The following is a 25,555-nucleotide window of genomic DNA, read 5'->3' as shown; positions in this document are numbered from 1 at the left end:
CCAGGGCGGATTGCCACGGCACAGGTATCTGCGGACGCCAGAAGGCGCAGGAATCAGGCGATGGGAGGGCGGTTGAGCTGGCCCGGGGCCACGTCTTCGCGAGAGGGGAGTGCTGGCATTGGCGCCAGGGCATGGCGCATAGGAGCAAGCCGCGTCATTGAGACGCTGGGCAGCATGTTGCAATGCTGTTTGCAGTCGCAGCTGTCACCGCTGGCACAGGGCGAGGGTGCCTTGTCGGCGTCGCCGGCATCACACTGCAGGTTTGCTTCCTGCTCGTGGCAGCAGTCGTGCGCGCTGTCACCGGCTTCCATTGCCATCGTCATCGCCTGCATCGGCATGGCCATCGCCGTCGCAGACCACACCGAACCGACCGCACCAGCGATCAGGGTCAGGCACAGCAGCAGGGGCAGCAGGATGCGCGGCACGGGATTCAGGTTGGAAGCAGGGCTGAACCATAGCATTCCTGAGTGGGGGCTGGGCTGAATGGTTGAGAAAAACCGGGGTCAGAGTCGGGTTTCATCGAAACCCGACTCTGACCCCGGTTTTGCCCAACCAAGTAGAATCCACGCCAGCATTCACCAAGAAGTGGCGATCCATGTCCCAGCGTGATTGGGTGGCGGCGGCCATCCACAAGATTGAAGCCGACTACAACCGTTCGGCCGATACCCATCTGATTCCCATCGACCTGCCGGGCTTCCCGGGTATCGATGTCTATCTGAAGGATGAATCCAGCCACCCGACCGGCAGCCTCAAGCACCGTTTGGCGCGCTCGCTGTTCCTGTACGCGCTGGCCAATGGCTGGTTGCGCGAGGGTTGCCCGGTGATCGAGGCCTCCAGCGGCTCCACCGCGGTATCCGAGGCTTACTTCGCACGCCTGCTGGGCCTGCCGTTCATCGCGGTGATCCCGGCCAGCACCTCGCCGGAGAAGATCGCCGCCATCGAATTCCACGGCGGCCGCTGCCATCTGGTACAGCGCGCCTGTGACCTGAACTGCGAATCCGAACGGCTGGCGCGGGAAACCGGCGGCCACTTCATGGACCAGTTCACCTACGCCGAACGCGCCACCGATTGGCGCGCCAACAACAACATCGCCGAGTCCATCTTCAAGCAGATGGCGGAAGAACCGCATCCGGTGCCGGAATGGATCGTCTGCAGCCCCGGCACCGGCGGCACCGCAGCTACCCTGGGCCGTTACGTCAGCTACCGCCGCCACGACACCCGCATCCTGTGCGCGGACCCTGAGGTGTCGATCTTCTACGACGGCTACTGCGCCGCGCTCGAAGGTCGCGACTGGCGTGACATGACCTGCGAAGGCGGCTCGCGCGTGGAAGGCATTGGCCGTCCGCGCGTGGAGCGCAGTTTCATACCTACCTGCGTCGATGCGATGGTGAAGGTGAGTGATGCGCTGAGCCTGGCTGCGATGCGCCATGTCAGTGCCACCCTGGGGCGGCGTGTTGGCGGCTCCACCGGCACCAATTTCATCGGCGTGCTGTATGCCGCACAGCAGATGCGCGCGGCTGGCCGAGACGGTTCCATTGTCAGCATCCTCTGCGATGCCGGCGAACGCTACGCGCACAGCTATTACAACCCGGACTGGTACCGCCAGCAGGGCATCGACGTGGACGGCGCCGATGCGGTGGTGGCCTCGGCCGTGGCTGGACAGGGCATGCCGGTCCTGCCTTGTGCCTGGCTGGAAGCGTCGCCATATCAGGTTTGATGCCGGCATAGCCGGAACTGTTTGAAGGAATGTTGTGAACACCACCAATCCCCTGCTCGATTTCTCCGGCCTGCCGCGTTTCGACGCGATCCGCGCTGAACACGTCACCCCGGCCGTCGATACGCTGCTGGCCGAAGCCGAGGCCGCGGTGAAAACCGCAGAAGCCGTGGCGCCGGTGAGCTGGGAGAACTTCGTGGTGCCGCTGGACGATGCTACCGAGCGGCTGTATCGCGCCTGGGGCCAGGTCTCGCACCTGCAGGCGGTGGTCAATACGCCAGAGCTACGCGAGGTCTACAACGCCAACCTGCCGAAGATCAGCCGCTTCGGCAGCTCGGTTGCGCAGAACCCGGCGCTGTACGCGCAATACAAGCTGCTGGCTGCGGCGCCAGCAGCGGCCAGTTACGACGAAGCACAGCGCAAGGCGCTGGAAAATGCATTGCGCGACTTCCGCCTTGGCGGTGCCGAGCTTGATGACGCAGGCAAGGCGCGTTTCGCCGAGTTGCAGGAAGAACTGTCCGGCCTGCAGGCCAGGTTCTCGCAGAACGTACTCGATGCCGGCGATGCGTTCGCGCTCTACGTGGATGTAGCCGACGACCTGCTGGGCCTGCCCGATGACGTGGTTGCCAGCGCCCGCGCCGCCGCGCAGAAGGATGGTCGCGAAGGGTACAAGCTGACCCTGCAGATGCCGTGCTACCTGCCGGTGCAGACCTATGCCGACAACCGCGCGCTGCGCGAGCAGCTGTATCGCGCGCATGCGATGCGCGCATCGGAGTTCGGTGATGCGGCGCTGGACAACAGCGGCAATATCGATCGCATTCTCGCCGTGCGCAACGAACTGGCCGCATTGCTGGGTTTCGACAACTACGCCGAGTATTCCATTGCCACCAAGATGGCCAGTGATGCGCCGCAGGTGCTGGGCTTCCTGCGTGATCTGGCCGCACGCGCCAAGCCCTATGCGCAGCGCGACCGCGCCGAGCTGGAGGCTTTTGCCCGCGAGCAGTTGGGCATGGATGAACTGCAGGCCTGGGATCTGGCCTATGTGGCCGAGAAGCTCAAGCAGGCGCGTTACAGCTACTCCGAGCAGGAAGTGAAGCAGTACTTCACCGAGCCCAAGGTGCTGGCTGGCCTGTTCGGCGTGATCGAGCGTCTGTATGGCCTCAAGGTGGAACAGGACAGCGCGCCGGTCTGGCACGAGGATGTGCGTTTCTATCGACTGGTGGACGCCGACGGCGCGCTGGTCGGCCAGTTCTACATGGACCTGTACGCGCGCGAAGGCAAGCGCGGTGGCGCCTGGATGGACGATTGCCGCAACCGTCGCGTTACTGCCGCTGGCGTGCAGACGCCGCTGGTCTATCTGGTCTGCAATTTCGGCCGCGGCAATGATGGCAAACCGGCGACCTTCAGCCACGACGAAGTCACCACCGTCTTCCATGAAATGGGCCACGGCCTGCACCAGTTGCTGACCCGCATCGGTGAGCTGGCGGTGGCCGGCATCAATGGCGTGGAGTGGGATGCAGTGGAGCTGCCCAGCCAGTTCATGGAGAACTTCTGCTGGGAGTGGGAGCAGGTAGAAGCGATGACCGCGCATGTCGACACCGGCGCGCCGCTGCCGCGCGAGCTGTTTGACAAGATGCTGGCGGCGAAGAATTTCCAGAGCGGCATGTTCACCGTGCGCCAGCTGGAGTTCGGCCTGTTCGACATGTTGCTGCACAGCCAGTACCAGCCTGAGCAGGAAAGCGTGCTGCAGCTGCTGGAGCGCGTGCGAGATGAGGTTGCAGTGAACATCCCGCCGGCCTGGAACCGTTTCGCCAACCAGTTCAGCCACATCTTTGCTGGCGGCTACGCGGCCGGTTACTACAGCTACAAGTGGGCCGAAGTACTCAGCGCCGACGCCTATGCGGCGTTCGAGGAAGCACCAGACGCCTTGGCCGAGACCGGCGCACGCTTCCGCGAGGAAGTGCTGTCACGCGGCGGCAGTCGCAGCGCGGCTGAGAATTTCCGCGCTTTCCGTGGCCGTGAGCCGCAGATTGATGCCCTTCTGCGGCATAGCGGCATGACGGCCTGATGCAGACGGCGTCCGACCCGGCTCGAGTGCGGACGCTCTACTTCGTTCGGCATGGGCAGAGCATGGCCAACGCGGGTGCGTTCGCCATGGCTGATCGGGAGATCCCCCTCAGCGCCTTGGGCCGGCAGCAAGTGCAGGATCTTTTGGCGCGCTGGCCATTGCGGCCGGCGCGGCTGTACTGCTCGCAGATGCTGCGCGCCCGGCAGACGGCGGCGTACTTCGTCGATGCCCACGGGCTTGAGGCACAGGAGATCGCCGAGCTGGATGAGTTCAGCTATCTGGCGCTTGCCACTGTCGAAGGCAAGGTGTCCGCCGAGGTCGCGGTGTTGGCGCATGACTACTGGCAGCGCGGCGATCCTGCCCATCGTGATGGCGATGTTGCCGACAGCTTCGATGGTTTCGCAGCTCGGGTTGATGCCTTCCTGGCGCGCCTGCATGACTTCGAAGATGGAAGCGTTTTCGTTGGCCATGGTATCTGGATCGGCCTGCTGGCCTGGCGCCTGCAAGGGCGGACGGTGAACAGGCCTGGGGACATGCAGGCATTCCGTGCCTTCCAGACCGAGATGCAGGTGCCCAATGCCGGGGTGTACAGGTTGGAAATTGCCAGGGGCGAAGGCGCTGCACCGCTTACAGCGATGGAAGTCAGCGTTGCCTGAACGCGATGCGTCCGCAACGGCGCGGGTTCAACGTTGGCGTGTCACCATAGATCCTTCATCAGGCCGCACCGGTCCCGCCGCACTCGCCATGCACAGGTTGTTCAAGTCCACCGACGGCAAGCCCCGCCTGTATCTGCGTATCGCTGCGGCTGCGGCGATCATCGGCGTGGTGCTGTGGTTCCAGCCGCAGATCAACGAGCCTGCCGCCCAGGTCAGCAATGGCCTGAACCTGCGCAGCGCGCCGGACCAGCGTGCCGAGCGCCTGGCGGTATTGCCGGTGGGCACCACGGTGGAAGTGCAGCGCTGCCTGGCCGACCTGCAATGGTGCAACGTGCGTGCCGAGGGCAAAAGTGGCTGGGTGGCGGCGGATTATCTGATCGCCCGCAGTGACGGAAAGAAGGTGAGGCTGGCCGAAGCCGGCAAGCAGATGGGCGTAGTCATAGAGACTGCCAAGCCAGGCGGTTGAAGCCGCATCTGTAGGGCCGAGCCATGCTCGGCTTGGGACGTTACCGATAAAGCCTCTGCCGAGCATGGCTCGGCACTACGCTCTTGCCCCCTCCCTTGCGCCGAAGGCGGAGGGGAGGGTTGGGGAGGGGTAAGCTCTTCGCCGTTCGCGGCAATACGCGCTTCGCGGCTTACACCGCTCCTGCAACAGCATGATCAGGCCGGGCCTTGTAACTGCACCTGTAGAGCCGAGCCATGCTCGGCTGGGGGCGTTACCGGCAAAGCCCTGCCGAGCATGGCTCGGCACTACCGTCCTGCCTGTTACTTCTTGTTCGGCACTTCAAAGCCAAGCTTATCCACCTGTTGCGGGTGCTGCGGTACGCGCTTGAGCTTGTCGGTGTTGACGTCGTACTTGTCGCGCAGGCGGAGGGCCAGCTGGCGGTAGGTAGCGTTGTCCATGTCCGGTTCGCGGGCGAAGATCCAGGCCATTTCGCGGCCCGGGTAGCCAATCAGCGCCCAGGAGTAATCCGGCGCCACTTCCAGGATGCGGGTATGGGTGGGCACCACCCGGTAGAACCAGGTGCGCCAGCGGCGGTTGCCACTGTCTTCGTCAACCTTGGCGCGGATCTCGATCTCTTCTGCAGGCTCGGCAAACCCGTCACGGAACTGGTACTGGATCGAAACCTTGTTGTCGTCGCGCAAGGTATAGGTGTTGACGCTGGCCACATGGCCGCGCTCGATGAAATTGGGCACCCGGCCAATCACATACCAGCGGCCCATGAAGCGCTGCAGGTCAATCGGCCCCTCGGCAATTCCCTCCACCGTCGCCGTCGGGGCAGTCTCCTGGGCGTATGCCGGGCTCAGCGGCAGGGCCAGACTCAACAACAAAACGGACAGGAAGACGGGAATCGGTCGCATTACGGGTAGGGCACCTATGAAGGTCAGGGCTGCATGTTCGGCGGGCAGTGATGCGCCCGTCAATGGCAGGTCGCAGTCTGTGAGATGGCGGCCGCCGAGGATGCATTCCAACACAGCCATGTTGCCGGAGAACGTCATGACCAAGCCGCTCGCATCGTCATCCCGTCGTAGCACGCCCGAAGCGCCCGATCCTCGGGTGTTGCGGTGCGTCAGACAGGCGGCCCTGGCGGGGCTGGCGCTGGTCCTGGTCTGGCCGGCGGCGCGTGGTCACAGCGCGTGGATCGGCTGGATGCCGTTGTGGCTGTTGGGTATGCCGCTGAGTGCTTGGTGGGCCTTGTACCGCTTTCGCCTACCCGCAGTTTGGCGGAATCGCCACGCCAAGCCGCGTAAGCGCGGGCCGCAAGCCACCCGTGGCCGTCGCCCGGCCCGGCGCCGTCTGCCGCAGGCGGCCTGACCTTCGACACGTGGGGCAGGGGCGGGGCCTGTGCTAGCGTTCGCGGCCTATGACCGCATGGAGCCAACATGTCCCGACTCACCTCCGCCTGCCTCGTGGCAGGCCTGCTTTCCACCAGCCTGGCCGGTGCCGCCGTGGCCGCTGAAGACACCCAGGACAAGTACGCCTGGCTGGAAGACGTCACCGGCGACAAACAGCTGGGCTGGGTGAAGGAGCAGAACGCCAAGTCCGAAGGCCGCCTGGCCGTGACCCCGCAGTTCAAGGCGATGGAGGCCGGCATCCGTGAGGTGCTGGATTCGGACGCCAAGATCCCGGGCGTGGAGAAGATCGGCGACTACTACTACAACTTCTGGAAGGACAAGCAGCACGAGCGTGGCGTATGGCGCCGCACCACGCTGGTCGAATACCGCAAGGCCGAGCCGCTGTGGGAAACCGTGCTGGACCTGGACGCGCTGAACAAGGCCGAGGGTGAGAACTGGGTATGGCACGGCGCCAACTGCCTGCGCCCGGAATACAACCGCTGCCTGATCGCGCTGTCGCGCGGTGGCGCCGATGCCGATGTCACCCGCGAGTTCGATGTTTCGAAGAAGGACTGGATCAAGGACGGTTTCTTCCGTCCGGAGGCCAAGGGCGGCCTGGGCTGGATCGACCAGGACAACGTCTTCGTCTATACCGATTTCGGTGACGGCTCGATGACCACCTCGGGCTACCCGCGCGTGGTCAAGCGCTGGCAGCGCGGCACCCCGATCAGCGCCGCAACCACCGTGTACGAAGGCAAGCCGGAGGACATGTACATCTCGGCGATGCACGATGACACGCCGGGCTTCGAGCGCAACTTCGTCAGCCGCACGATTGCCTTCTACAACAATGAGCTGTTCCTGATCGGCGCCGACGGCAAGCTGACCAAGGTGGACGCGCCGAATTCGGCCGAGAAGGGCATCCGCCGCGAGTGGCTGACCCTGGAGCTGCGCGAGCCGTGGACCGTGGGTGGCAAGACTTACACCGCGGGCTCGCTGCTGGCGACGAAGTTTGATGATTTCATGGCCGGCAAGCGCGAGTTCGATGTGCTGTTCGCGCCGACCGACACCACCTCGCTGGCCGGCACCACCTGGACCAAGTCGCACGTCGTGTTGAACGTGCTGGACGACGTCAAGAACCGCCTGAAGGTGCTGACCCACGGCAAGGACGGTTGGGTGAGCAGCGATTTCACCGGCGCACCGGCATTCGGCACCATTGGTGTCGGCGCGGTGGATGCGGACGAAAGCGATGCGGTGTGGATGACCGTCACCGATTACCTGACCCCGACCACGCTGTCGCTGGCCGAAATCGGCAAGCAGCCGGAAGTGCTCAAGACCATGCCGGCGTTCTTCGATGCCAGCGACAAGGTGATCGAGCAACACTTCGCCACCAGCAAGGACGGCACCCGCGTGCCGTACTTCGTGGTGCACGACAAGGCGATGAAGCTGGACGGCTCCAACCCGACCCTGTTGTACGGCTACGGTGGCTTTGAAATCTCGCTGACGCCGAGCTATTCCGGCGGCATGGGCCGTGCCTGGCTGGACAAGGGCGGCGTGTATGTCGTGGCCAACATCCGTGGCGGTGGCGAGTATGGCCCGCGCTGGCACCAGGCGGCGCTGAAGCAGAACCGTCACAAGGCGTACGAGGACATGGCGGCGGTGGCGCAGGACCTGGTCACCCGCAAGATCACCTCGGCCAAGCACCTGGGCGTGCAGGGCGGCAGCAACGGTGGCCTGCTGACCGGCAATATGCTGACCCAGTACCCGGAGCTGTTCGGTGCGGTGGTGGTGCAGGTTCCGCTGCTGGACATGAAGCGTTACAGCCACCTGTTGGCCGGCGCCTCGTGGATGGCCGAGTACGGCAACCCGGATACGGCCGATTGGGACTTCATCAAGACCTTCTCCCCGTATCACCTGTTCGACCCGGCCAAGAGCTACCCGCCGGTGCTGTTCACCACCTCCACCCGCGATGACCGCGTGCACCCGGGCCACGCCCGCAAGATGGCGGCCAAGATGATCGACGCAGGCAAGGATGTGACCTACTACGAGAACATCGAAGGCGGCCATGGTGGTGCGGCGAACAATGCGCAGGCCGCGCACATGTCGGCACTGGCTTACAGCTTCCTGTGGGAACAGCTGAGCAAGAAGTGATGCCTGGTTTGAAGTGATGCAAAACAAACGCCACCGGAAGGTGGCGTTTGTTTTTGCTTCGGCTTAAGCCCCTCTCCCGCCTGCGGGAGAGGGGTTGGGGTGAGGGCAGAGCGGCGTACTGATGATGAACTGAGGCAATTGCTTCCGAAGCTCAAAAGCTCAAAAGCTCAAAAGCTCAAAAGCTCAAAAGCGTCCCCCCATCCGCCCTCCGGGCACCTTCCCCCGCAAGCGGGAGAAGGGAATGGCGAAAGCCCAAGCCCAAGCCCAAGCCAAAGCCAAAGCCAAAGCCAAAGCCAAAGCCAAAGCACTCCTGCTTGCTGTTTGATGCCTTGCTTCTGCTCCCTCCCTTTCGCCGCAGGCGAAGGGGAGGGTTGGGGAGGGGTGCCTTTATTCTTCTAGCTTTTAGCCCTCAGCCCTCAGCCAACTTTCCGAGCCAACCAGCTCTCCAACCCCCGCCCAATCCGCTCAACAGCCTCCTGCAAGCGCCCGACATCCTGCGTATAGGCAATCCGCACATGCTGGTTCGCCCGATAGTTCCCAAAATCCAGGCCAGGCGTAAACGCCACATGCTCGGTCTCCAGGAAGTGTGCACAGAACGCCTGCGCATCATCGGTAAACGCGCTCACGTCGCAGTACAGGTAGAACGCACCCTGCGGCTCCACATCAATCCGGAACCCAAGCCCCCGCAACGCCGGCAACAGATAATCCCGCCGCTGCCGGAACTGCTCGCGGCGCTGCTCGAAAACTGCAATCGTCTCCGGCTCGAAACAGGCCAGCGCCGCATGCTGCGCCATCGACGGCGCGCTGATGTACAGGTTCTGCGCAAGCTTCTCCAGCTCGGGCACCGCGCGCGGCGGCGCCACCAGCCAGCCCAGGCGCCAGCCGGTCATGCCGAAATACTTGGAGAAGCTGTTCAGCACGAACGCCTCGTCATCCACTTCCAGCACGCTGGGCGCATCAAAGCCGTAGGTCAGCCCGTGGTAGATCTCATCCACCACCAGATGCCCGCCACGCTCCTTCAGTGCGGAAGACAAGCCGGCCAACTGCCCAGCATCCAGGGTGGTGCCAGTCGGGTTGGCCGGCGAAGCTACCAGCGCTCCAACACTGCCAGCATTCCAATTGGCCGCAATCGATTCAGGGGTCAGCTGATAGCCACTTTCAGGCCCCACCGGCACCAGCTGCGCCGCACCTTCCACCAGCCGCAGGAAATGCCGGTTGCAGGGATAGCCGGGATCGGCCAGCAACCAGTGTTTGTCCGGGTCCACCAGCAGGCTGGAGGCCAGCAGCAGCGCGCCCGAGCCGCCCGGGGTGACCAGGATCCGCTCCGGGTCGATGTCCAGGCCGTAGCGCTGGCCGTAGAAGCCCGAGATGGCCTGGCGCAGGGCGGGCAGGCCGCGCGCCGCGGTGTAGCGCGTATGGCCGGCCGCAAGTGCGGCCTGGCCGGCGCGGACGATGGGCTCGGCGGTGGTGAAATCCGGCTCGCCGATCTCCAGGTGGATTACGTCATGCCCTTGCTGCTCCAGCGCGTTGGCGCGGGCCAGCAGCGACATGACGTGGAAGGGCGCGATCTCCTGACTGCGGCGGCTGTATGGGGCGTGCGGGGTGTGGGGCGTGTTCATCGCTGCATGATAGGCGCCGTTGATGGCAGCGGGGCAAGCGCCGGGCATGGCACACTGTGGCCTGCTGCACTGGATGCACCACCGCTGTTCCGGAGCGAACCCGATGAAACCTCTTCTTTGCCTGTTGGTTGCAAGCCTGATGATCAATACCGCCGCCGCGTCCCAGCCCACCCCGCCCGATGTCGAGAAGCGCCCGCATACGGTGACTGCCCCGTTTGGTGCGCAACGCGAGGATGTGTACTACTGGCTGCGCGACGATGAGCGCAAGGAGCCGGCGATGCTGGCTTACCTCAACGCCGAGAACGCCTATACCGACGCCCTGATGGCGCCGCTCAAGCCGCTGGAGGACAAGCTGTACGCCGAGATCGTCGGCCGCATCAAGCAGGACGATGCCAGCGTGCCGTACCGCGAGCGCGGCTACTGGTACTACACCCGCTACGAGACCGGCAAGGATTACCCCATCCACGCCCGCCGCAAGGGTGACATGCAGGCCCCGGAAGAGGTGCTGCTGGATCTCAATACGCTGGCCGAAGGCAAGGGCTATTACGCCGTCAGCGACATGGACATCAGCCGCGACAACACCTTGCTGGCCTATGCCGAAGATGGCGTCGGCCGCCGCCAGTACACCATCCGCTTCAAGGACCTGAGCACCGGCAAGCTGCTGGATGACGTGATCGAAGGCGTGTCGGCCAATGTGATCTGGGCCGATGACAACCGCACCCTGTTCTACGTCGAGAATGACCCCGAAACCCTGCTCACCGTGCGCGTCAAGAAGCACGTGCTCGGCACCCCGACCAGTGCCGACGTGCTGGTCTACGAGGAGAAGGACGACAGCTTCTACATGGGCATCGGCCGCACCCGCGACGACCGCTTCATCACCATCGGCGTGGACAGCACCGTGTCCTCCGAACTGCGTTACACCTCGGCCGCCAACCCGGGCGAGTTCACCGTGCTGGCCAAGCGCGAGCGCGACGTCGAATACGACGCCGATCACTACAACGGCCAGTGGGTGATCCGTACCAATGCCGATGGCGCCACCAATTTCAAGCTGGTCACTGCGCCGGAAGGTGCCACTGACCGCAAGCAGTGGAAGGATTGGGTCAAGCACGATCCGCAGGTGCTGATCGAAGGCTTCGAGCTGTTCGATGGCTACACCGCCATCGCCGAGCGTGCCGAAGCGCTGGAGCGCGTGCGCCTGCTGTTCGCCGATGGCCGCAGCGAGTTCGTCAAGGCCGATGAGCCTGCCTACTCGATGGGCCTGTCGGTCAACGCCGAACCGGAAACCGAGTGGCTGCGCTACACCTATACCTCGCTGACCACCCCGGCCACCACCTACGAACTCAACGTCAAGACCGGCGAGCGCCGTCTGCTCAAGCAGCAGCCGGTGATCGGCTATGACCCGAGCAAGTATGAAACCGAGCGCGTCTGGGTGACCGCCCGCGATGGCGCGCGCATTCCGGTGTCGCTGGTCTACAAGAAGGGCTTCAAGAAGGACGGCACCGCCGCCCTGTACCAGTACGCCTATGGCAGCTACGGCATGTCGATGGACCCGGGCTTCAACCAGAGCGTGGTCAGCCTGCTCGATCGTGGCGTGGTCTATGCCATCGCGCATATCCGCGGCGGCGAGGAAATGGGCCGCAGCTGGTACGAGAACGGCAAGCTGCTGCACAAGCAGAACACCTTCAACGATTTCGTCGACGTGACCCGCGCGCTGGTCGCACAGGGCTATGCCGCCAAGGACCGCGTCGCGGCTTCGGGCGGCAGCGCCGGTGGCCTGCTGATGGGCGCGGTGGCCAACCAGGCCCCCGGCGACTACCGGGTAATGGTGGCGCAGGTGCCGTTCGTCGACGTGGTCACCACCATGCTCGACGCCAGCATCCCGCTGACCACCAACGAGTACGACGAGTGGGGCAACCCGGAGCAGAAGCAGTACTACGACTACATGCTCAAGTACTCGCCGTACGACAACGTCACCGCGCAGGCCTATCCGTCGCTGTTCGTCGGCACCGGCCTGTGGGATTCGCAGGTGCAGTACTGGGAGCCGGCCAAGTGGGTGGCCAAGCTGCGTGACGTCAACACCGGCAGCCAGCCCATCGTGTTCCGCACCAACATGGAAGCCGGCCACGGCGGCAAGTCCGGTCGCTTCCAGCGTTACAAGGAACAGGCCGAGTCCTTCGCCTTCGTGCTGTGGCAGCTGGGCCTGGCCGATTGATGCAGCCGGGTCGTAGCGATGCCTGATACACAACCGCCACGCGATCCTCCCGATCCACGCACGCGCCCACCGCGCCTGCGCTGGGCGTGGTGGCTGCTGGCCTATGTAAGCCTGGGCGTGGGCATCGTCGGCATCTTCGTGCCGGGGCTGCCCACCACCGTGTTCGTGCTGATTTCGGCATGGGCGGCCTCGCATGGCTCCGAGCGGCTGCACCGCTGGCTGCTGGATCACCCGCGCTTCGGCCCGGCCATCCGCGACTGGCAGGCGCACGGCGCGGTCAGCCGCAAGGGCAAGTGGATGGCCAGCCTGACCATGCTGGCCTGCGCCCTGATCACCCTGTGGTGCGTGCCGCTGGCCTGGGTGAAATGGACCTCCATCAGCATCATGGCCTGTGTCTGCCTGTGGCTGTGGCTGCGCCCCTTGCCCCCCGGCGAACGCTGAACGGAACGCGCCTGCCATTCGGACTTCATGGTCCAGTGGCTATACTCCGGGGATGAACACGACGTCCCGTTTCCTGATTCTCATCCCGGCGGCCCTCCTGCTGCTGGGTCTCAGTGCCTGCGGTAACAAAGGCCCCTTGGTGATGCCGCAGAAGCCGGTGCCGATCGAGGAACAGGAAGTCATCCCGGCCGAGCAGCCCGCTGCCGATCCGGCCACCGACAAGGTTGACCCGGCTGCCGACAAAAAGGCAGACGAGGCGCTGGACGATGCAACCGGTGGTGATGGCGTCAATGAGTAAGTCGGCAACAGGGCGCCTGCAGTTCAGCAAGATGCATGGCGCCGGCAATGATTTCGTGGTGTTGGACCTGCGTGATGGCAGCGCGCCGCCGGATGCGGCGCAGGCAGCGCTGCTGGCCGACCGTCATCGTGGCGTCGGCTGCGACCAGATCCTGACCATCGAGGCCCCGCGCAGTGAAGGCGCGGTAGCGTCCTACCGCATCTGGAACTCCGACGGCTCCACCTCGCAGCAATGCGGCAACGGCGCGCGTTGTGTGGCCGCCTGGCTGGTACGCGACGGCGCGGCGCAGGGCGACGATTTCATCATCGACAGTCCCACCCGCACCCATGCCGTGCAGCGCCTGGCCAATGGCGAATACGCCGTGGCCATGGGCAAGCCCGAGTTCGAGCCGGCACAGATTCCGCTGCTCGGCTTCCCGCGCGCGCGCGAGGAATACATGACCTCGCTGCAGGGCGAGAACGTGCGCTTTGGCGCCGTATCGATGGGCAACCCGCATGCCGTGCTGGAAGTCGGCTCGGTCGACGCCGCACCGGTCGAGCGGGTAGGGCCCTTGCTGCAGCAGAACCCCTCGTTCCCGGAATCGGTGAATGTCGGCTTCGCCCAGGTAATGGATGCCGGCCACGCCCGCCTGCGCGTCTACGAGCGCGGCGTCGGCGAGACCCTGGCCTGCGGCAGCGGTGCCTGCGCGGCGGCGGTAGTGCTGATGCAGCGCGGCCGCCTGCAGCGTGACGCCTTGATCTCCTTGCCTGGTGGCGACCTGCGTATCCAATGGCCGGCAGACGATGCCGAGATCGTGATGTCGGGCCCGGCAGCATTCGTATTCGACGGAGAGTGGATGGGATGAACGACACAGTCGAGAAAATCGGTGCCCATGAAGTCGCAGCCTGGCTGCGGCGTCATCCGACCTTCCTCAAGCAGTTCCCCGATCTGGCACTGACCATGGTGGTGCCGCGCGACGACGGTCCCACCGCTTCGCTGGCCAGCTACCAGCTGGAAGTGCTACGCGACAAGAACCGCGAGCTGTCGCGGCGCTTGGCCGACCTCGGCGCCAACGCACAGATCAACGAGCGCCTGGCCGTGCGTACCCACCAGCTGACCCTGGCGCTGATGCGCCAGACCAGCGCCGCCGACACCCTGCGCGCGATGGCCGCCTCGCTGGAAGAAGATTTCGCCGGCGACCTGGTGCGCATCGTCTCCTTCGACGACGTGCCGGAACTGGCCGAAGCACCGTGGCTGCAGGTCATCGCCAAGGACGACACCAGGCTGGCCCCGTTCCACGACTGCCTGCAGGACGGCGAGCCCATCTGCGGCCGCCTGCAGCAGGAAAAGAACGTCGTGCTGTATGGCGAACGGGTCAACGAAGTGTCGTCCACTGCACTGTTGCCGCTGCCGGGCGTCGGCCTGATCGCGGTAGGCAGCTACGACCCCAACCGCTTCTATCCCGGCATGGGCACGCTGTTCCTGCGCATGATGGGCGAATCGCTGGTGACGGGCCTGCAGCGCTTCCGCAGCGCCTGAGTGGAGTGATGCGGCGATGAGCGCCGTCCAGGCATTCCTGTCCTATCTGCAGGTCGAGCGCCGCATGTCGGCGCACACGCTGGACGCCTACCAGCGCGACCTCGCCGCGCTCACGCAATGGTGCGAAGCGCATGACGTCGCAGATCCGCAAACCCTGCAAGGCGAGCAGCTGCGCGAATTCGTCGCCAGCGAGCACCGCCGCGGCCTGTCGGCAAAAAGCCTGCAGCGCCGCCTATCGGCCTGCCGCAGCTTCTACGCCTGGCTGCTGAAGAACAATGTCATCGACAACAGCCCAGCCGCCGGCCTGCGTGCGCCCAAGGCGCCGCGCAAACTGCCGCAGGTACTGGATGCCGATGAAGCCGTGCAACTGGTCGAACTGCCCACCGACGCACCGCTGGGCCTGCGCGACCGCGCGCTGCTCGAACTGTTCTATTCCTCAGGCCTGCGCCTGAGCGAACTCTGCGCCATGCGCTGGCGCGACCTCGATACCGCCACCGGCATCGTGCTGGTGCACGGCAAAGGCAACCGCGAACGCACCGTGCCAGTCGGCTCGCATGCAATGAATGCTTTGCAGGAGTGGCGCAAGGAAAGCGGCGGCACCGGCGATAAGCCTGTGTTCCCGGGGCGCAGCGGCGGCCCCATCAGTCAGCGCGCCGTGCAGATCCGCATCAAGCAACTGGCGCAACGCCAAGGTCTGTTCAAGAACGTGCACCCACATATGCTGCGGCACAGTTTCGCCAGCCATATTCTGGAATCCTCAGGCGATCTGCGTGGTGTGCAGGAACTGCTGGGGCATGCGGATATTGCAACCACGCAGATCTATACGCATCTGGATTTCCAGCATCTGGCCAAGGTTTATGATGCTGCGCATCCTAGGGCTAAGCGGAAGAGTTGAGACCGGCGAAAGCCCCCTCGGATCATGAATAGGTGGATGATACAAACCACTTGGCTTTTTCAGGTTTATATGCCCTGAAGAATGAGCTGTTGATAAGGTGGGGCAACTTACAATGAACGGCTCGCCCCCTCTGGGGCTTGGAGGGCATGCTATTTATTTGCTTTATTTACTTTCGGCTAGTACCTCCAGGGGCGTTCAGCTTTTTTTTGCCATTCCGTTGGATGTTCTTCATTGGACCTGTTGTGAGGGTGTTTTCCGCTTCCCTCTCCCTTTAGGACAGCTTCGGAGAATACTTTGATGACGAAGTGGCGAAGGCAGATGGATGAGGCGATAACCAGGATTGCTGAGACAGTTACTTCCCAGTTGGATGCGGTATCTGAAATGACGCGGAGAGGCATTGCGAAAGGCATCGTCGGCGGAAGGAATGAGAGGGCAACGATAAAATCGTTGTCGGGCTCCTTCGCGCCACCAAGGCAAAGTAGAAGGCAGGTCATTGGCAATAGGATCAGTGTGTTCCTTATCGGGGATGTGGAGTTGGGGAGCAGTGCTGAGACAAGGGAGAAAATGAGGCTCCAGAGCAGTAGTCCCAGTGCTCCACTTGCTATGGCTATCGATAGATGGGCCCAGCTTCCAGTCGCTGCGTAAATGTCGGATGCTTCGATGACTCCAAGTAGCACTGATGTGATTATGCCGTAGGCTGCGTACGCGGCAACTGTCTTGAGTCCATGTAGGCCAGCTGCGATAATCTTTCCGTCTAACCAGACCGCTGGCGTGATAGCGGCGAGTACGATCTCGCTGATTTTTCCAAACTTCTCTCCCGCTATTCCCTGCATTATTAAGGAGAATGCCGAAATGATGCCCATAATCGTTAGTATCATTACGCTTATAGATATTATGTAGCTGTCGGGTCTGGTTTTTTCCAGTGCTCCATTTGTAGTATGCGGGATTAATTGAAGGGGGCGGATTATCTCGTTGAACTGTTGCTCTGATACCCCTTCTCGCTTCGAGTTGATCTTTAGGTGGAAGGGGGTGAAGCTCTCTGTAAGCGCATCCTGCCAATACACCCTCTTGCTTGTATACAAGCGGTAAACAGTAGGCTCCTGCTCTACCAAAAGACCCGCCAACTCCCCTCTCTCAATTTTCCTGAGAGAATCTTCGTGAGAACTGGAAGGCGTGGGGATGAAGTTGAATCGTTTGGATGTAGAGGCGGGGAATAGGTCGATGTTTGCTACCTCTATGCCGATATTTATTCCCTTAGGTGCTGATAGCACTATCATCGCGTCGCCGCCGAAGCGAATAAGTGCTATCAGTGCGAGGATCAAAAGGCTGACTATTTCTCCCCTGATATCAAAGAATCTGAGAAACTCGAAACGGGCGACATCTAGTACTCTACGGTCCATCCTTGACTCCGGATCGGTTGGATTCGATGGCGGATACGTAAGCTTGGTGGAGGTTGGGTCGCGTGAAATCGATGTCCAGGACGGCGTCGTGGCGGCTAATTTCGACGAGTGCGGTGGTAAAGGCGCTAAGGGCTATTTCAGGGAACTCAATTGTCAGTCGGTTTTTCACGTGTCCAGTCACGCGGTGGGGCGGAAGGTTGCTGAAGCTTGGGGCAGCGCCCTGTTTTACTCGTAATGTGACGGTGCGCATGGATGGCTCCACATTTTCAGTGCACCTCATTTCATAACCGCTGATAGTTGAAGTGCGCCCTGATTGAATGAGCGTGATGTTTGAGGTGATACGCTCAACCAGCGCGAGCTGGTGCGCGGAGATGAGAACTGCTGCCCCCTCGCTAGCGCAATCAATAAGCATGTCAGATATGAAATCTTGATTGATGGGGTCCAGTCCTGAGAATGGTTCGTCCAGTACTAGAAGGCTTGGGCAATGCATCAGGCATGCGGCTAGCTGCAATTTTTGTTGATTTCCTTTTGATAATGATCTGACCTTTTGATTTCTCTTCGGATGGAGGTCTAGACGGTGAAGCCACTGCTCCAGTAGGTCCGGTATTCGACGGGTCCTAATTGCCCGCAAGCGCGCCCAGTATTTCAATAGCTGCTCTACTGCAACATCTTGATATAGGCCACGCTCTTCGGGCAGAAATCCTAGTTGTTCTTTTACAAGCGCTATTTGTATGTTTTGACCACTCCAGAGTACCTGTCCTGCGTCCTTGCGAGTAAGCCCAGCGATGATGCGAAATGTCGTGGATTTTCCAGCTCCATTGGGGCCAATGAGCGCCGCGATCGATCCCTGTTCAACGGCGAACGAGGCATCATCAACAGCCATGGTTTCGCCGAAATGCTTTCTTACTGATTCAACCTGGAGCAACTGAGTGCCTCCGTTCGTCATTCAAACAAAATTTTCGATCTCGGCCGTACGAACTTGACGCCAGCCCCTGAGGAAGGCTGAATCGCTGTCGCGCACCGCCGACCAGACATCCAGAGCTTCTTCCCGTCCACACGCAGCGTTGGCCAGCGCTTCGAATGCGGCGAGACGGATGCGTTCGATTTCATGCTTTGCAGCGATGAATCTGAGGATGTCTTTGTGTTCGTCGTTCCCTAATGCAGCTGCCGCGCCGAATACGGAGCCTGCAGATGTGCGGTTGATGAGTGCTGAAATTCTTCCGCTGTTTAGGTCAAATGCATACTGATCCATCACCGAAGCTCTTATAGAGTTCTCCATGATGTTCAGTGAAACCGAGAACGAGGTTGGGGGCAGTTGATTATGAATGTCTGTAAAAGCACGATAGAGGAGTATTTTCCCTCTGGAAAGACTGCTTCTCTCGATGTATCGAAGAGCAACCTTTTCGCCGTTGACTCCATCACAATCTTCGTAGTCGTATTCGTAGTAGTCACTTTCATAGCCAGGGCCTTGGTAGCCGACGGTCAGGAAATTGAAGTTGTGGTCGTGCGGCTGGTGGTAAAAAAATGGTTCCGTACCACTGCTCTTTACCATTTGGTCGTCAATCGCTGGCCATAGACAGGCTCTTAAAAAAAATGGCTGCCCATTCCGCTGCGGTGGATACATCATGAAAACTTGTGCGGAATAGCTATTTGCTGCCTGAAGATTGCGATAGTCCTTTAGTTCGGAGCAAATCATTTCTGCGAGGAATTTTCGATTGTTCGACAATTTCTTCAGCGCAGGTGACGCGGATGCCAGCGAGTCCTGGTCCATGGGCTGAATATTGTTCTCAAACAAGAACTCAACCAGGTCGCCAAGTTCGATCGAAGTATTGTCGTCACAATCAATTTTTATCGGCATTCTCATATACCTTCATCAATGCAACGGTCTTGGCGGCGGCTTCACGAACTTGCGGGTTGCGGTCCTGATCTTTCATATGGGTAAGGAGCGGAGCAGACGCGCTTGGATCCAAGACAATAGCTTCTCGCATGGCGTGCCAGCGGACGAAATGGTCAGGGTGATCCTTCGCTATATCGATAAGCGGGTCTACGCCAGGATGCCAATCCAATTCTCGTAGTAGCGTTGCGAGGAGTTGAATGCGAGAGGATTTCATATCTGCTGCAGTGAAGGAATGAAGCTGTCCTTCAATTCCATAATGAACATTCACTGCTGTTCTGGGGCTGTTGCGAGTTGCAATGGCAAAAAGAACAGGGGAGTCGCAATAGGCAATGGACATCCCTGTCGAACCGCCCTCCAAGAATAATATATCTCCGTCTGCTACCTTTTTATTTGGTTGCCGTTGCATTTCACGGAAGCAAAGCGGGTCTTCGCGGTGGAACGGTGTTGCCGACCATAAGTTAAGCGTAGCGTTGCCACCTTTGATGAACTTGATGGCTGAGTCCGTGCCTTGCATGGTTACGCCGAATACTCGGGTCTTGCTCTTATTTCCCTTCTTGATACGGTGAGCAACTGGACCCATGGAGACCAATGAGACGCGCAGTTCGTCGCTATCGAAAAGCACGATTCCGGTAAGCGCATCGCTGTCGATTGTTTTTGCCGCCGTGGCATAGAGGGGATGGTTGGCGAACCGGAGCAACTCCTCGGAGATCAATGTTTCTATGCGTTCTGCGGATACTAGAGACACCGCTTCGCGCAGCTGTTCTCGCACAGCGTCTACTTTTTCTTCGTGGGATAGTGATTCTGCGATTGACCTCATTCTGCTTGTTGCGCCGATTGAATCCAATCGCCCCTCCAAGCCAAGTGTCTCGCTTGATAATCTGAAGAAGTTTGTTTGGTTGTCGATATCATTGCAGATGGCTAGAACTTTGGATGGATCCTTCATCGTATCGCTCGCCTCTTTGTGCCGACGCAGGAAAGAAACCTGCGTCGGCGGTCACTTAGTTGATCTGTCGATTGATGAATACACCCGCCACGACGCCCAGCGCGAAGCACGCGGGACCGGCTGTTTCATCAAAGCCAGCCTTGCCATGGATGGCGACATCGCACGGGAGTGTTGGCAACTCGCGAATGCTCGGCATTTGTATCTCCATTTATTTAAAGGACGGCCACGATTACCATGACAACAACGGATACCGGTTCGATGGTTGACTCTATTTGCGAGCTGCCATTGATGCCCACTTCAAACGCCAAGCTGGGTAAGCCTGAGTGTATTGCCTGCTCCATTTTTGGCTCCTTTGAGAAATGAATACTCCTAGATGTCACAGACCGGGCAGTGCTGCGCGGCGAGCTGTGACGATCTTGTTTTATCTGCGCCGGGGAGATTTCGCAAACTCTCAAAAATTTTCGAGGGGCGCCATTTCTCATGTTGCGGTTCCTCGGGAGCCGAGTATTTCAGGCGGTTCTGGAGCGCGAATGGGCGATGCCTACACTAAAGTGTTGGTTACTCTTGCTCGAAGTTGAATCGTGGTTCTGACCCATCGCTGCGAACTAACGGAAGACGCTGCGCTGTTTCTCAACGTGTACCGCATGCCTGACTACGCCAGGTCGGAAAACCGGTTTGCGCATAAACATGACTCTTGGAAAGGCCGAAATAGGATAGGTCGGCGTCCACGCAGTCATAGGAGTACCAGAAATTTTTAGGGGAGCTGGGGAGGGCTCGCGTGTTATGGTAAGCGGGGAGGCATAGGTCAGATTGATTAGAGAGACGTCGAGGTCAGAGAATGGTTGATTGCAATAGGCGCTAATCATTGGTACGCGGAGGAAGTATGAAGATTTTATTCTTTAGGCTTCAGGTTTCACTGACGTCCGCTGCACTTCTGCCCTTTTTGTTCTTGGTGGCCTTCACGACGGGGTGTTCCCGGTGCGCCGTCGATAAAGCCCCAGATTGCAATGCCGAGTACTCCGCCATAGTGGAGTCCATCGGCCGTGATCCTGAGTTTGTCAAATACACGAACGTGAGGATCACTGATGAAGTTGTCATCTTTGGGAGGATGTTGCCTCTCATCAAAAGGCGTGCCCCGGTAATCACGGAAGCCTCCGTATCATTGCTTCATCACATCCTGATTTCAATTCACGCAAGCCCTTTGTATTTGTCGAGCGGCTCTACTACGACGAAGATGCTGCATTTATCGGCCTTCACCTTGTACCCTCCGGGAAGAACGTTGACGCCCTGATGAGAAAGAAAAAACGGGAAGTGGAGAGTTGTGGAGAGTACTTTCTGGGAGGAATAACCATTTTTCGGTTGCACGCATATGCGTTGCTCCACTACTGCGCGCTGATTTCCTGCCGCTCCAGTCGCAGTGCCATGTATGCCTGACAGAGCCGTTGTTGAAGTAGGCTTCGTCAAGGTTTGAGTTCGATGAAGGCTTGGAGCAAGGCTGCGTCTTGGCTGCTCACCTGCGAAATTCTTCTGCAACGTCATACGGGTGTCCAGCAATAGCTCCAGGTTCACTCCATTGCGGGGTTTGAACTAGGATGAACTTCCCGTTCCGACAAGGATGTCGGCCATGCAGCGCATAGCTCTCTTTTTTCTTCTTGTAATTTTCAGTGAATGGGCCGCTGCAGATACGGTTTGGCGAGGCACCAGCCCTCACTCATCCGTCAACGGCTCGGGGGATATTACGGGGCCGATGGGTGCGGCCGTCAGTTTGTCCGGTGAGTCGACCGGTACAGAGGGCTCTATTGGAGCCATCACTTCGATTGACGCGCATGGCTATCGAGGGCACGAGGTGGTTCTTGCCGGCACATTACAGGTGAAACAAGGCGTGGGCAGTGCCAGCCTCTGGGGCCGGGCTGATGGACCCAGCGGACGGATTGCGTTTGAGAGTTCCGCCGGTGAGCCGGTACGCGTCGGTGATGGGGCCCAAACGAGGGAAATTAGACTGTATGTTCCGTTGGACAGCACCCGTCTGAAGCTTGGTGCGACACTTGCAAGTGCCGGGCATGTGGGGGAAATAGGGGTCAGAGTCGGGTTTTGCGATAGATCGAGAGACATTGGTCAGGTGCGCCTTTTGATTGCCGATTCGAAGCAGAGCCTTTAATCAATAGCCGGAATCGAAGCCGTAGTACGCTCCGCATAGATCCCGTCATAACCCGGCACCAACTCCTCCGCCAACACATAACTCTTTCTTCCGCCCACAAACCGATTGCCCGGAATCGATATAACGCCACATTCTGGCGCACACACCCAAGCGGTACCGGCAGGTCCGCCGACGTACACGCTGTGCGGAGCAAGGTCCTTCAACAGGTAGCCTGCAGGCTCATAGTCTGGCATTGAGCGCCGGCCTTTCTCACGGCTCGCATGAGCATTCCCCAGCAGCGCGATCACGTGGTTTCCTTCGCTATGCGCTGCCCTGATGCGGGTCGCCATGTAGAGGTCCCTTGCGCCTGCCATGCCATCGTCAATGGCTAGCACGCGGACGGATGCTCCCTCAGCACGAAGCGCTCGCAGCCGGTGCAGGAGTTTCAACATAGCCGTGCTGGATCGTCCATCTTATGCCTGGCGCGTCCCGAACCTGCCAGTTAGGAGTGCAGTCTGATCTGCGTCCGTGCCGCCGCTCATCAGGAACTGATCGAGACTTGCCTGCTCGTGCACTGGAATCTCCAGCGCCACAACCAAATTGTTCCCTGTCTTTGCGCTGGAGCATGCCAGGTTGCCAACCAGCGCTGGCGCCTCGTTGGTGCCGTGGATCTCGCCTATCAGAAGCAGATTGGTCGCAGGCATGTTGAGGGGCCAGCTGCGCACGGCGTCGTCGCTAGCCAAGGCAAGGTCATAAGCGGCCGCAGCAAAGAAAAAGAGCAGCAGCGAGAGGAGTGACTTCATGTCGTGACCTTTTCCGTTGGAGTACCTGCGATGAGCTCGTCACTGTACACGCCAGCCGCCAACGAGCGCCCTTGGTCGAAAGCAGGATGCGCGGTGTTATCGGCAACGCAATCACGCTTGCTCAGTTTCCGCATTAGCGGCAGGCGTAAGCGCCCAATGTCTGCAATGGCGCCCCGCGGTGAGCGAGACAAGTGGCTGACAGCGGTACTGACAGGTTTCACGAGAAAGTTCTCAAAAATTCGGTGCTAAGGTCATATCAGCTATGCGCTATGGCTTAATCGGTCCGCGCTCGCGATGACTGGAGGCATCGCGTGCATCTCGCCCTAGCTATGAGTCAGTCGATATGGATATCCGACACTCGGCACTGCTCGCCTCATTGGCGTCCTTGTCGCACCGCAATCGTTTGATCCAACTGCAGGGGCCGCATGACGGCCTGGTAGTGGAGCGCTTTGAAGGCCAGGAGAGCGTCTGTGGCGACCATCGCCTGCGGATCGACTGCCTCTCTACCGATGCCTTTCTGGACATCGATCCTTGGCTCGAGCAGCCGCTGACTTTGCAACTGCGGGCAGCTGACGGCTCGCTGCGGCAATGGCATGGCTTGTGTACGGAAGTCGCACAGCTCGGCAGCGATGGTGGTTTGGCCCGTTACCAGCTGGTGCTTGAACCTTGGACCGCCTTGCTTCGCCTGCGCCGCAATGCTGTGATCTTCCAGGACATGGATATCCGTGGCATCTGCGAGCGGATACTTGCCGATTACCCGCAAGCCACGTATCGCTTCGATGTGGAAGCGCTGCCGCGCCGGCCGATCACCACACAGTACCGGGAGACCGACTGGGAATTCGTGACGCGCCTGCTTGCCGAGGCGGGCTTGGCTTGGCGCATCGAGCAGACGCAAGGCGGCGAGGGTGGACACACGTTGGTAGTGTTTGGGCCGCAGGCGGAACTCCCGGAAATAGGTTCGGTGCGCTTTCACCGCGTTGTCGCAACTGAATCCGCCGATGGCATCAGCGCATTTTCCGAACGTCAACAGCTGGTGGCCAACAGCAGCACGGTTGCTAGCTGGCACAGCGAGCAGATCAAAGCTGTCTCAGCGCGGGCCACCGCCACAACCGGTGATCTGCCTGGGCTTGAGGTCTATGTGCAGCCACGCGTTGGCCGCTTCGCCGAATCTAGCTGGGCGCAAAGTGAAGCGCAGGCACGGCTGGATGCGGTGCGGGTGTCGCAGGTGCTGTACAGCGGTAGCGGCAGTGAGCGCCGATTGGCAGCTGGCAGTCGCTTCAGCCTTGTCCAGCATCCACAGTATGAAGCGCAGGCTTTCCAGCTGCTGGTGGTGCACCACGCGGCGGTCAACAATCTGGAAAGCGGTATTGCCGAGCTGCTGGGTCACAGCGAGCTGGAGCGCGGTAGCTACCGCAACCAGTTCCTTGCCACCGATGCTTCGGTTGCAATTCGAGCGCTGCCGCAAGATAAGCCCAGCCTGCACGGCCCACAGGCGGCACGGGTGGTTGGCGTTGCCAACGCCGCGCTCAGCCCCAATCGCGAACATCAGGTGCGCATCCAGTTCAACTGGCAGCGCGGCAGTGCGCCAAATCCGGGCGGCCTGGGTGACACCGGCAGCAACCAGCCCGGGCACGCGCCCGGCGATCAGACCAGCGGCACTTGGGTGCCGGTTGTCGAATGGGTAGCCGGACCAAACTGGGGTACTGCATTTCTGCCGCGCATCGGCAGCGAAGTGCTGGTGGAATTCCTGCACGGCGATATCGACCAGCCACGCATCACCGGCCAGCTGTACAACGGTGAAGTCGAACCGCCGTTTGGTGGCGGTATCGATGCGCAGGCCCAGCACCCCGGCGTGCTCAGTGGCCTGCACACCGAAGCACACGACGGCAGCGGCACCCAGCAATGGGTGATCGATGACACGCCCGGCCAGCTGCGCACGCGCCTGCACAGCTCGCTGGCCGATAGCCGACTGGAGCTTGGCTACCTGATCCAACACCAGAACAAGGCGCGCGGCGCACTGCGCGGCGAAGGCTTCGAGCTGGCAACGCAGGGCTGGAGCAATGTGCATGCCGGCGAAGGTCTGCTGCTGTCAGCCAGCACCCAACAGCACGCCGCATCCACCGTGATGGACAACACCGAAGTCGTCGCCCAACTCAAAGGCGCCGAGCACAGCCTGGAGCAGATGCAGCAGACGTTGCAGCAACAGCAAGTGCCCGGACTAGCGGCATGGCAGAGCACCGGCATGCTGCGCGAGCTGGCCGATCCCAACGCCGATGGCCGCTTCGAAGGTGAGGTCAACGGGCAATCGCCGTTCAAACCCTCCGATGGCCGCAACCCTGGCGATGAGCCGGTTGAGCGTTTCGCCAAGCCAATGCTGCTGGTCGAAGCCCCCAATCACATCGCATGGACCACGACAGCGAGCGCAATCGCCTATGCCGGTCAGAATCTGCAACTCACCGTACAACAAGACCTGCACACCAGTAGTGGCGAAACCATCGCCACCGTCTCCGGCGGACAAGTTTCGCTGTTCGCACAAAGCGGCCCGGTGCGCGTGATTGCCGCCGACGGCCCGGTAAGCCTGCAGGCGCACGATGGGGAGCTGGAAGTGCTGGCGGAACAAGCGATCACCATCACTGCCACTGACAGCCGTATCGACGTACTTGCGAAGAACAAGATCGTGCTGCAGGCGGGTAGTAGCTCCGTCACGCTGGAGGACGGTGATATCGCGTTCAGTTGTTTGGGGGAGTTCAAGGTCAAGGCTGGGGATCATAGGTTTCTGATAGGGAACGCGACCACCACCAAATTGCCGCATCTCCCTATCGATGCTTTGACAAATGTTCTGACGGCGACGTCCCCCCAAGATTGAGTAGCACAACGGTTTGGAGTCCAATTCTCAATGACAAGGAGATTGGACATGAAGAAGCGCTTTACCGAAGAACAGATCATTGGCTTCCTGCGTGAGGCTGAAGC

At 60.7% G+C, this 25,555-nt stretch carries 24 protein-coding genes; 13 read left to right on the top strand and 11 right to left on the bottom strand.

All coding sequences use genetic code 11. The features are described from left to right. Positions 1 to 53: 53 nt before the first annotated feature. Complete coding sequence (locus RT131_RS13345) at positions 54 to 461, bottom strand: CopL family metal-binding regulatory protein (protein ID WP_313173298.1); 408 nt, start codon at positions 459 to 461, stop codon at positions 54 to 56. A gap of 134 nt (positions 462 to 595) precedes the next feature. On the opposite strand from RT131_RS13345, the gene RT131_RS13340 reads away from it, so the two are divergent. The 4 genes from RT131_RS13340 to RT131_RS13325 all read left to right on the top strand — a co-directional run bounded on the left by RT131_RS13340 (position 596) and on the right by RT131_RS13325 (position 4,904). Continuing rightward, on the top strand, positions 596 to 1,717 hold the full coding sequence (locus RT131_RS13340; protein WP_313173297.1) for a PLP-dependent cysteine synthase family protein: 1,122 nt from the start codon (positions 596 to 598) through the stop codon (positions 1,715 to 1,717). 34 nt (positions 1,718 to 1,751) lie between these two features. Further along, positions 1,752 to 3,782 carry a M3 family metallopeptidase gene (locus tag RT131_RS13335; protein WP_313173296.1) on the top strand — a complete coding sequence of 677 codons (2,031 nt, stop codon included), beginning with the start codon at positions 1,752 to 1,754 and terminating at the stop codon, positions 3,780 to 3,782. Further along, complete coding sequence (locus RT131_RS13330) at positions 3,782 to 4,438, top strand: histidine phosphatase family protein (RefSeq protein ID WP_313173295.1); 657 nt, start codon at positions 3,782 to 3,784, stop codon at positions 4,436 to 4,438. Before RT131_RS13335 ends, RT131_RS13330 begins: the two co-directional genes overlap by 1 nt. Before the next feature lie 88 nt (positions 4,439 to 4,526). After that, entirely contained in the window at positions 4,527 to 4,904 is a 378-nt protein-coding gene (locus RT131_RS13325) for an SH3 domain-containing protein (protein WP_313173294.1), read from the top strand. A 299-nt stretch (positions 4,905 to 5,203) separates the two neighbouring features. Here RT131_RS13325 and RT131_RS13320 read toward each other — a convergent pair whose 3' ends face one another. Next, a complete protein-coding gene (locus RT131_RS13320; RefSeq protein WP_313173293.1) occupies positions 5,204 to 5,800 on the bottom strand; it encodes a lipocalin family protein in 597 nt (198 codons plus the stop codon). Between the two features lie 136 nt (positions 5,801 to 5,936). Here RT131_RS13320 and RT131_RS13315 point away from each other — a divergent pair, with 136 nt between their 5' ends. Both RT131_RS13315 and RT131_RS13310 read left to right on the top strand, forming a co-directional pair. After that, a complete protein-coding gene (locus RT131_RS13315; RefSeq protein ID WP_313173292.1) occupies positions 5,937 to 6,254 on the top strand; it encodes a hypothetical protein in 318 nt (105 codons plus the stop codon). A gap of 68 nt (positions 6,255 to 6,322) precedes the next feature. Then, positions 6,323 to 8,422: a prolyl oligopeptidase family serine peptidase gene (locus RT131_RS13310; RefSeq protein ID WP_313173291.1), complete on the top strand. Its 2,100-nt coding sequence runs from the start codon at positions 6,323 to 6,325 to the stop codon at positions 8,420 to 8,422. Between the two features lie 416 nt (positions 8,423 to 8,838). Here RT131_RS13310 and RT131_RS13305 read toward each other — a convergent pair whose 3' ends face one another. Next, a complete protein-coding gene (locus RT131_RS13305; protein ID WP_313173290.1) occupies positions 8,839 to 10,041 on the bottom strand; it encodes a pyridoxal phosphate-dependent aminotransferase in 1,203 nt (400 codons plus the stop codon). Between the two features lie 103 nt (positions 10,042 to 10,144). Between RT131_RS13305 and RT131_RS13300 the strand changes: the two genes are divergently transcribed. The 6 genes from RT131_RS13300 to xerC are packed head-to-tail and all read left to right on the top strand — an operon-like array spanning position 10,145 to position 15,405. Further along, the gene (locus RT131_RS13300; protein ID WP_313173289.1) at positions 10,145 to 12,253 is read left to right on the top strand and encodes a S9 family peptidase; all 2,109 of its coding nucleotides are present in this window, start codon (positions 10,145 to 10,147) and stop codon (positions 12,251 to 12,253) included. 18 nt (positions 12,254 to 12,271) lie between these two features. Beyond that, positions 12,272 to 12,694 carry a YbaN family protein gene (locus tag RT131_RS13295; RefSeq protein ID WP_313173288.1) on the top strand — a complete coding sequence of 141 codons (423 nt, stop codon included), beginning with the start codon at positions 12,272 to 12,274 and terminating at the stop codon, positions 12,692 to 12,694. 52 nt (positions 12,695 to 12,746) lie between these two features. After that, positions 12,747 to 12,992, top strand: coding sequence for a lipoprotein (locus RT131_RS13290; protein ID WP_313173287.1), 246 nt, complete (start codon positions 12,747 to 12,749; stop codon positions 12,990 to 12,992). Then, entirely contained in the window at positions 12,985 to 13,836 is an 852-nt protein-coding gene (gene dapF / locus RT131_RS13285; RefSeq protein ID WP_313173286.1) for a diaminopimelate epimerase, read from the top strand. Before RT131_RS13290 ends, dapF begins: the two co-directional genes overlap by 8 nt. Then, a complete protein-coding gene (locus tag RT131_RS13280; protein WP_313173285.1) occupies positions 13,833 to 14,510 on the top strand; it encodes a DUF484 family protein in 678 nt (225 codons plus the stop codon). The genes dapF and RT131_RS13280 overlap by 4 nt, the downstream gene beginning before the upstream one ends. A 16-nt stretch (positions 14,511 to 14,526) precedes the next feature. Then, entirely contained in the window at positions 14,527 to 15,405 is an 879-nt protein-coding gene (gene xerC / locus RT131_RS13275) for a tyrosine recombinase XerC (protein ID WP_313173284.1), read from the top strand. 176 nt (positions 15,406 to 15,581) lie between these two features. Here the strand turns inward: xerC and RT131_RS13270 are convergent, their stop codons facing one another. From RT131_RS13270 to RT131_RS13235, 8 genes are all read right to left on the bottom strand, one after another. After that, the gene (locus RT131_RS13270) at positions 15,582 to 16,805 is read right to left on the bottom strand and encodes an ABC transporter permease (RefSeq protein ID WP_313173283.1); all 1,224 of its coding nucleotides are present in this window, start codon (positions 16,803 to 16,805) and stop codon (positions 15,582 to 15,584) included. Continuing rightward, on the bottom strand, positions 16,795 to 17,730 hold the full coding sequence (locus tag RT131_RS13265; protein WP_313173282.1) for an ATP-binding cassette domain-containing protein: 936 nt from the start codon (positions 17,728 to 17,730) through the stop codon (positions 16,795 to 16,797). The genes RT131_RS13270 and RT131_RS13265 overlap by 11 nt, the downstream gene beginning before the upstream one ends. Positions 17,731 to 17,751: 21 nt before the next feature. Then, entirely contained in the window at positions 17,752 to 18,663 is a 912-nt protein-coding gene (locus RT131_RS13260; RefSeq protein ID WP_313173281.1) for a transposase, read from the bottom strand. Continuing rightward, positions 18,647 to 19,645, bottom strand: coding sequence for a HEAT repeat domain-containing protein (locus RT131_RS13255; protein WP_313173280.1), 999 nt, complete (start codon positions 19,643 to 19,645; stop codon positions 18,647 to 18,649). The genes RT131_RS13260 and RT131_RS13255 overlap by 17 nt, the downstream gene beginning before the upstream one ends. A 55-nt stretch (positions 19,646 to 19,700) precedes the next feature. Continuing rightward, positions 19,701 to 19,841, bottom strand: a complete 141-nt coding sequence (locus RT131_RS13250) for a hypothetical protein (protein ID WP_313173279.1) — start codon at positions 19,839 to 19,841, stop codon at positions 19,701 to 19,703. A 992-nt stretch (positions 19,842 to 20,833) separates the two neighbouring features. Then, on the bottom strand, positions 20,834 to 21,184 hold the full coding sequence (locus tag RT131_RS13245) for a hypothetical protein (protein ID WP_313173278.1): 351 nt from the start codon (positions 21,182 to 21,184) through the stop codon (positions 20,834 to 20,836). Between the two features lie 615 nt (positions 21,185 to 21,799). After that, complete coding sequence (locus tag RT131_RS13240) at positions 21,800 to 22,132, bottom strand: hypothetical protein (protein WP_313173277.1); 333 nt, start codon at positions 22,130 to 22,132, stop codon at positions 21,800 to 21,802. Positions 22,133 to 22,255: 123 nt separating this feature from the next. Further along, positions 22,256 to 22,585, bottom strand: coding sequence for a hypothetical protein (locus RT131_RS13235; protein ID WP_313173276.1), 330 nt, complete (start codon positions 22,583 to 22,585; stop codon positions 22,256 to 22,258). Between the two features lie 343 nt (positions 22,586 to 22,928). On the opposite strand from RT131_RS13235, the gene RT131_RS13230 reads away from it, so the two are divergent. Then, entirely contained in the window at positions 22,929 to 25,451 is a 2,523-nt protein-coding gene (locus tag RT131_RS13230; RefSeq protein ID WP_313173275.1) for a type VI secretion system Vgr family protein, read from the top strand. Positions 25,452 to 25,555 lie beyond the last annotated feature (104 nt).

The sequence above is a fragment of the Stenotrophomonas sp. genome, from assembly GCF_032066555.1.
In the GTDB taxonomy this organism is placed as follows: Bacteria; Pseudomonadota; Gammaproteobacteria; order Xanthomonadales; family Xanthomonadaceae; genus Stenotrophomonas.
The sequence above is the reverse complement of the archived record's forward strand: the minus strand, read 5'-3'. Positions and strand labels throughout refer to the sequence as shown.

What these genes read in the sequence shown, in the direction of transcription:
- RT131_RS13315 (WP_313173292.1), top strand. Translation starts at nt 5,937, where the DNA reads ATGACCAAGCCGCTCGCATCGTCATCCCGTCGTAGCACGCCCGAAGCG.
- RT131_RS13345 (WP_313173298.1), bottom strand. Translation starts at nt 461, where the DNA reads ATGCTATGGTTCAGCCCTGCTTCCAACCTGAATCCCGTGCCGCGCATC.
- RT131_RS13230 (WP_313173275.1), top strand. Translation starts at nt 22,929, where the DNA reads ATGGATATCCGACACTCGGCACTGCTCGCCTCATTGGCGTCCTTGTCG.
- RT131_RS13340 (WP_313173297.1), top strand. Translation starts at nt 596, where the DNA reads ATGTCCCAGCGTGATTGGGTGGCGGCGGCCATCCACAAGATTGAAGCC.
- RT131_RS13330 (WP_313173295.1), top strand. Translation starts at nt 3,782, where the DNA reads ATGCAGACGGCGTCCGACCCGGCTCGAGTGCGGACGCTCTACTTCGTT.
- RT131_RS13260 (WP_313173281.1), bottom strand. Translation starts at nt 18,663, where the DNA reads ATGCCGATAAAAATTGATTGTGACGACAATACTTCGATCGAACTTGGC.
- RT131_RS13290 (WP_313173287.1), top strand. Translation starts at nt 12,747, where the DNA reads ATGAACACGACGTCCCGTTTCCTGATTCTCATCCCGGCGGCCCTCCTG.
- RT131_RS13280 (WP_313173285.1), top strand. Translation starts at nt 13,833, where the DNA reads ATGAACGACACAGTCGAGAAAATCGGTGCCCATGAAGTCGCAGCCTGG.
- RT131_RS13250 (WP_313173279.1), bottom strand. Translation starts at nt 19,841, where the DNA reads ATGCCGAGCATTCGCGAGTTGCCAACACTCCCGTGCGATGTCGCCATC.
- RT131_RS13245 (WP_313173278.1), bottom strand. Translation starts at nt 21,184, where the DNA reads ATGACGTTGCAGAAGAATTTCGCAGGTGAGCAGCCAAGACGCAGCCTT.
- RT131_RS13240 (WP_313173277.1), bottom strand. Translation starts at nt 22,132, where the DNA reads ATGGCGACCCGCATCAGGGCAGCGCATAGCGAAGGAAACCACGTGATC.
- RT131_RS13320 (WP_313173293.1), bottom strand. Translation starts at nt 5,800, where the DNA reads ATGCGACCGATTCCCGTCTTCCTGTCCGTTTTGTTGTTGAGTCTGGCC.
- RT131_RS13310 (WP_313173291.1), top strand. Translation starts at nt 6,323, where the DNA reads ATGTCCCGACTCACCTCCGCCTGCCTCGTGGCAGGCCTGCTTTCCACC.
- xerC (WP_313173284.1), top strand. Translation starts at nt 14,527, where the DNA reads ATGAGCGCCGTCCAGGCATTCCTGTCCTATCTGCAGGTCGAGCGCCGC.
- RT131_RS13270 (WP_313173283.1), bottom strand. Translation starts at nt 16,805, where the DNA reads ATGGACCGTAGAGTACTAGATGTCGCCCGTTTCGAGTTTCTCAGATTC.
- RT131_RS13295 (WP_313173288.1), top strand. Translation starts at nt 12,272, where the DNA reads ATGCCTGATACACAACCGCCACGCGATCCTCCCGATCCACGCACGCGC.
- RT131_RS13255 (WP_313173280.1), bottom strand. Translation starts at nt 19,645, where the DNA reads ATGAAGGATCCATCCAAAGTTCTAGCCATCTGCAATGATATCGACAAC.
- RT131_RS13325 (WP_313173294.1), top strand. Translation starts at nt 4,527, where the DNA reads ATGCACAGGTTGTTCAAGTCCACCGACGGCAAGCCCCGCCTGTATCTG.
- RT131_RS13300 (WP_313173289.1), top strand. Translation starts at nt 10,145, where the DNA reads ATGAAACCTCTTCTTTGCCTGTTGGTTGCAAGCCTGATGATCAATACC.
- dapF (WP_313173286.1), top strand. Translation starts at nt 12,985, where the DNA reads ATGAGTAAGTCGGCAACAGGGCGCCTGCAGTTCAGCAAGATGCATGGC.
- RT131_RS13235 (WP_313173276.1), bottom strand. Translation starts at nt 22,585, where the DNA reads ATGAAGTCACTCCTCTCGCTGCTGCTCTTTTTCTTTGCTGCGGCCGCT.
- RT131_RS13305 (WP_313173290.1), bottom strand. Translation starts at nt 10,041, where the DNA reads ATGAACACGCCCCACACCCCGCACGCCCCATACAGCCGCCGCAGTCAG.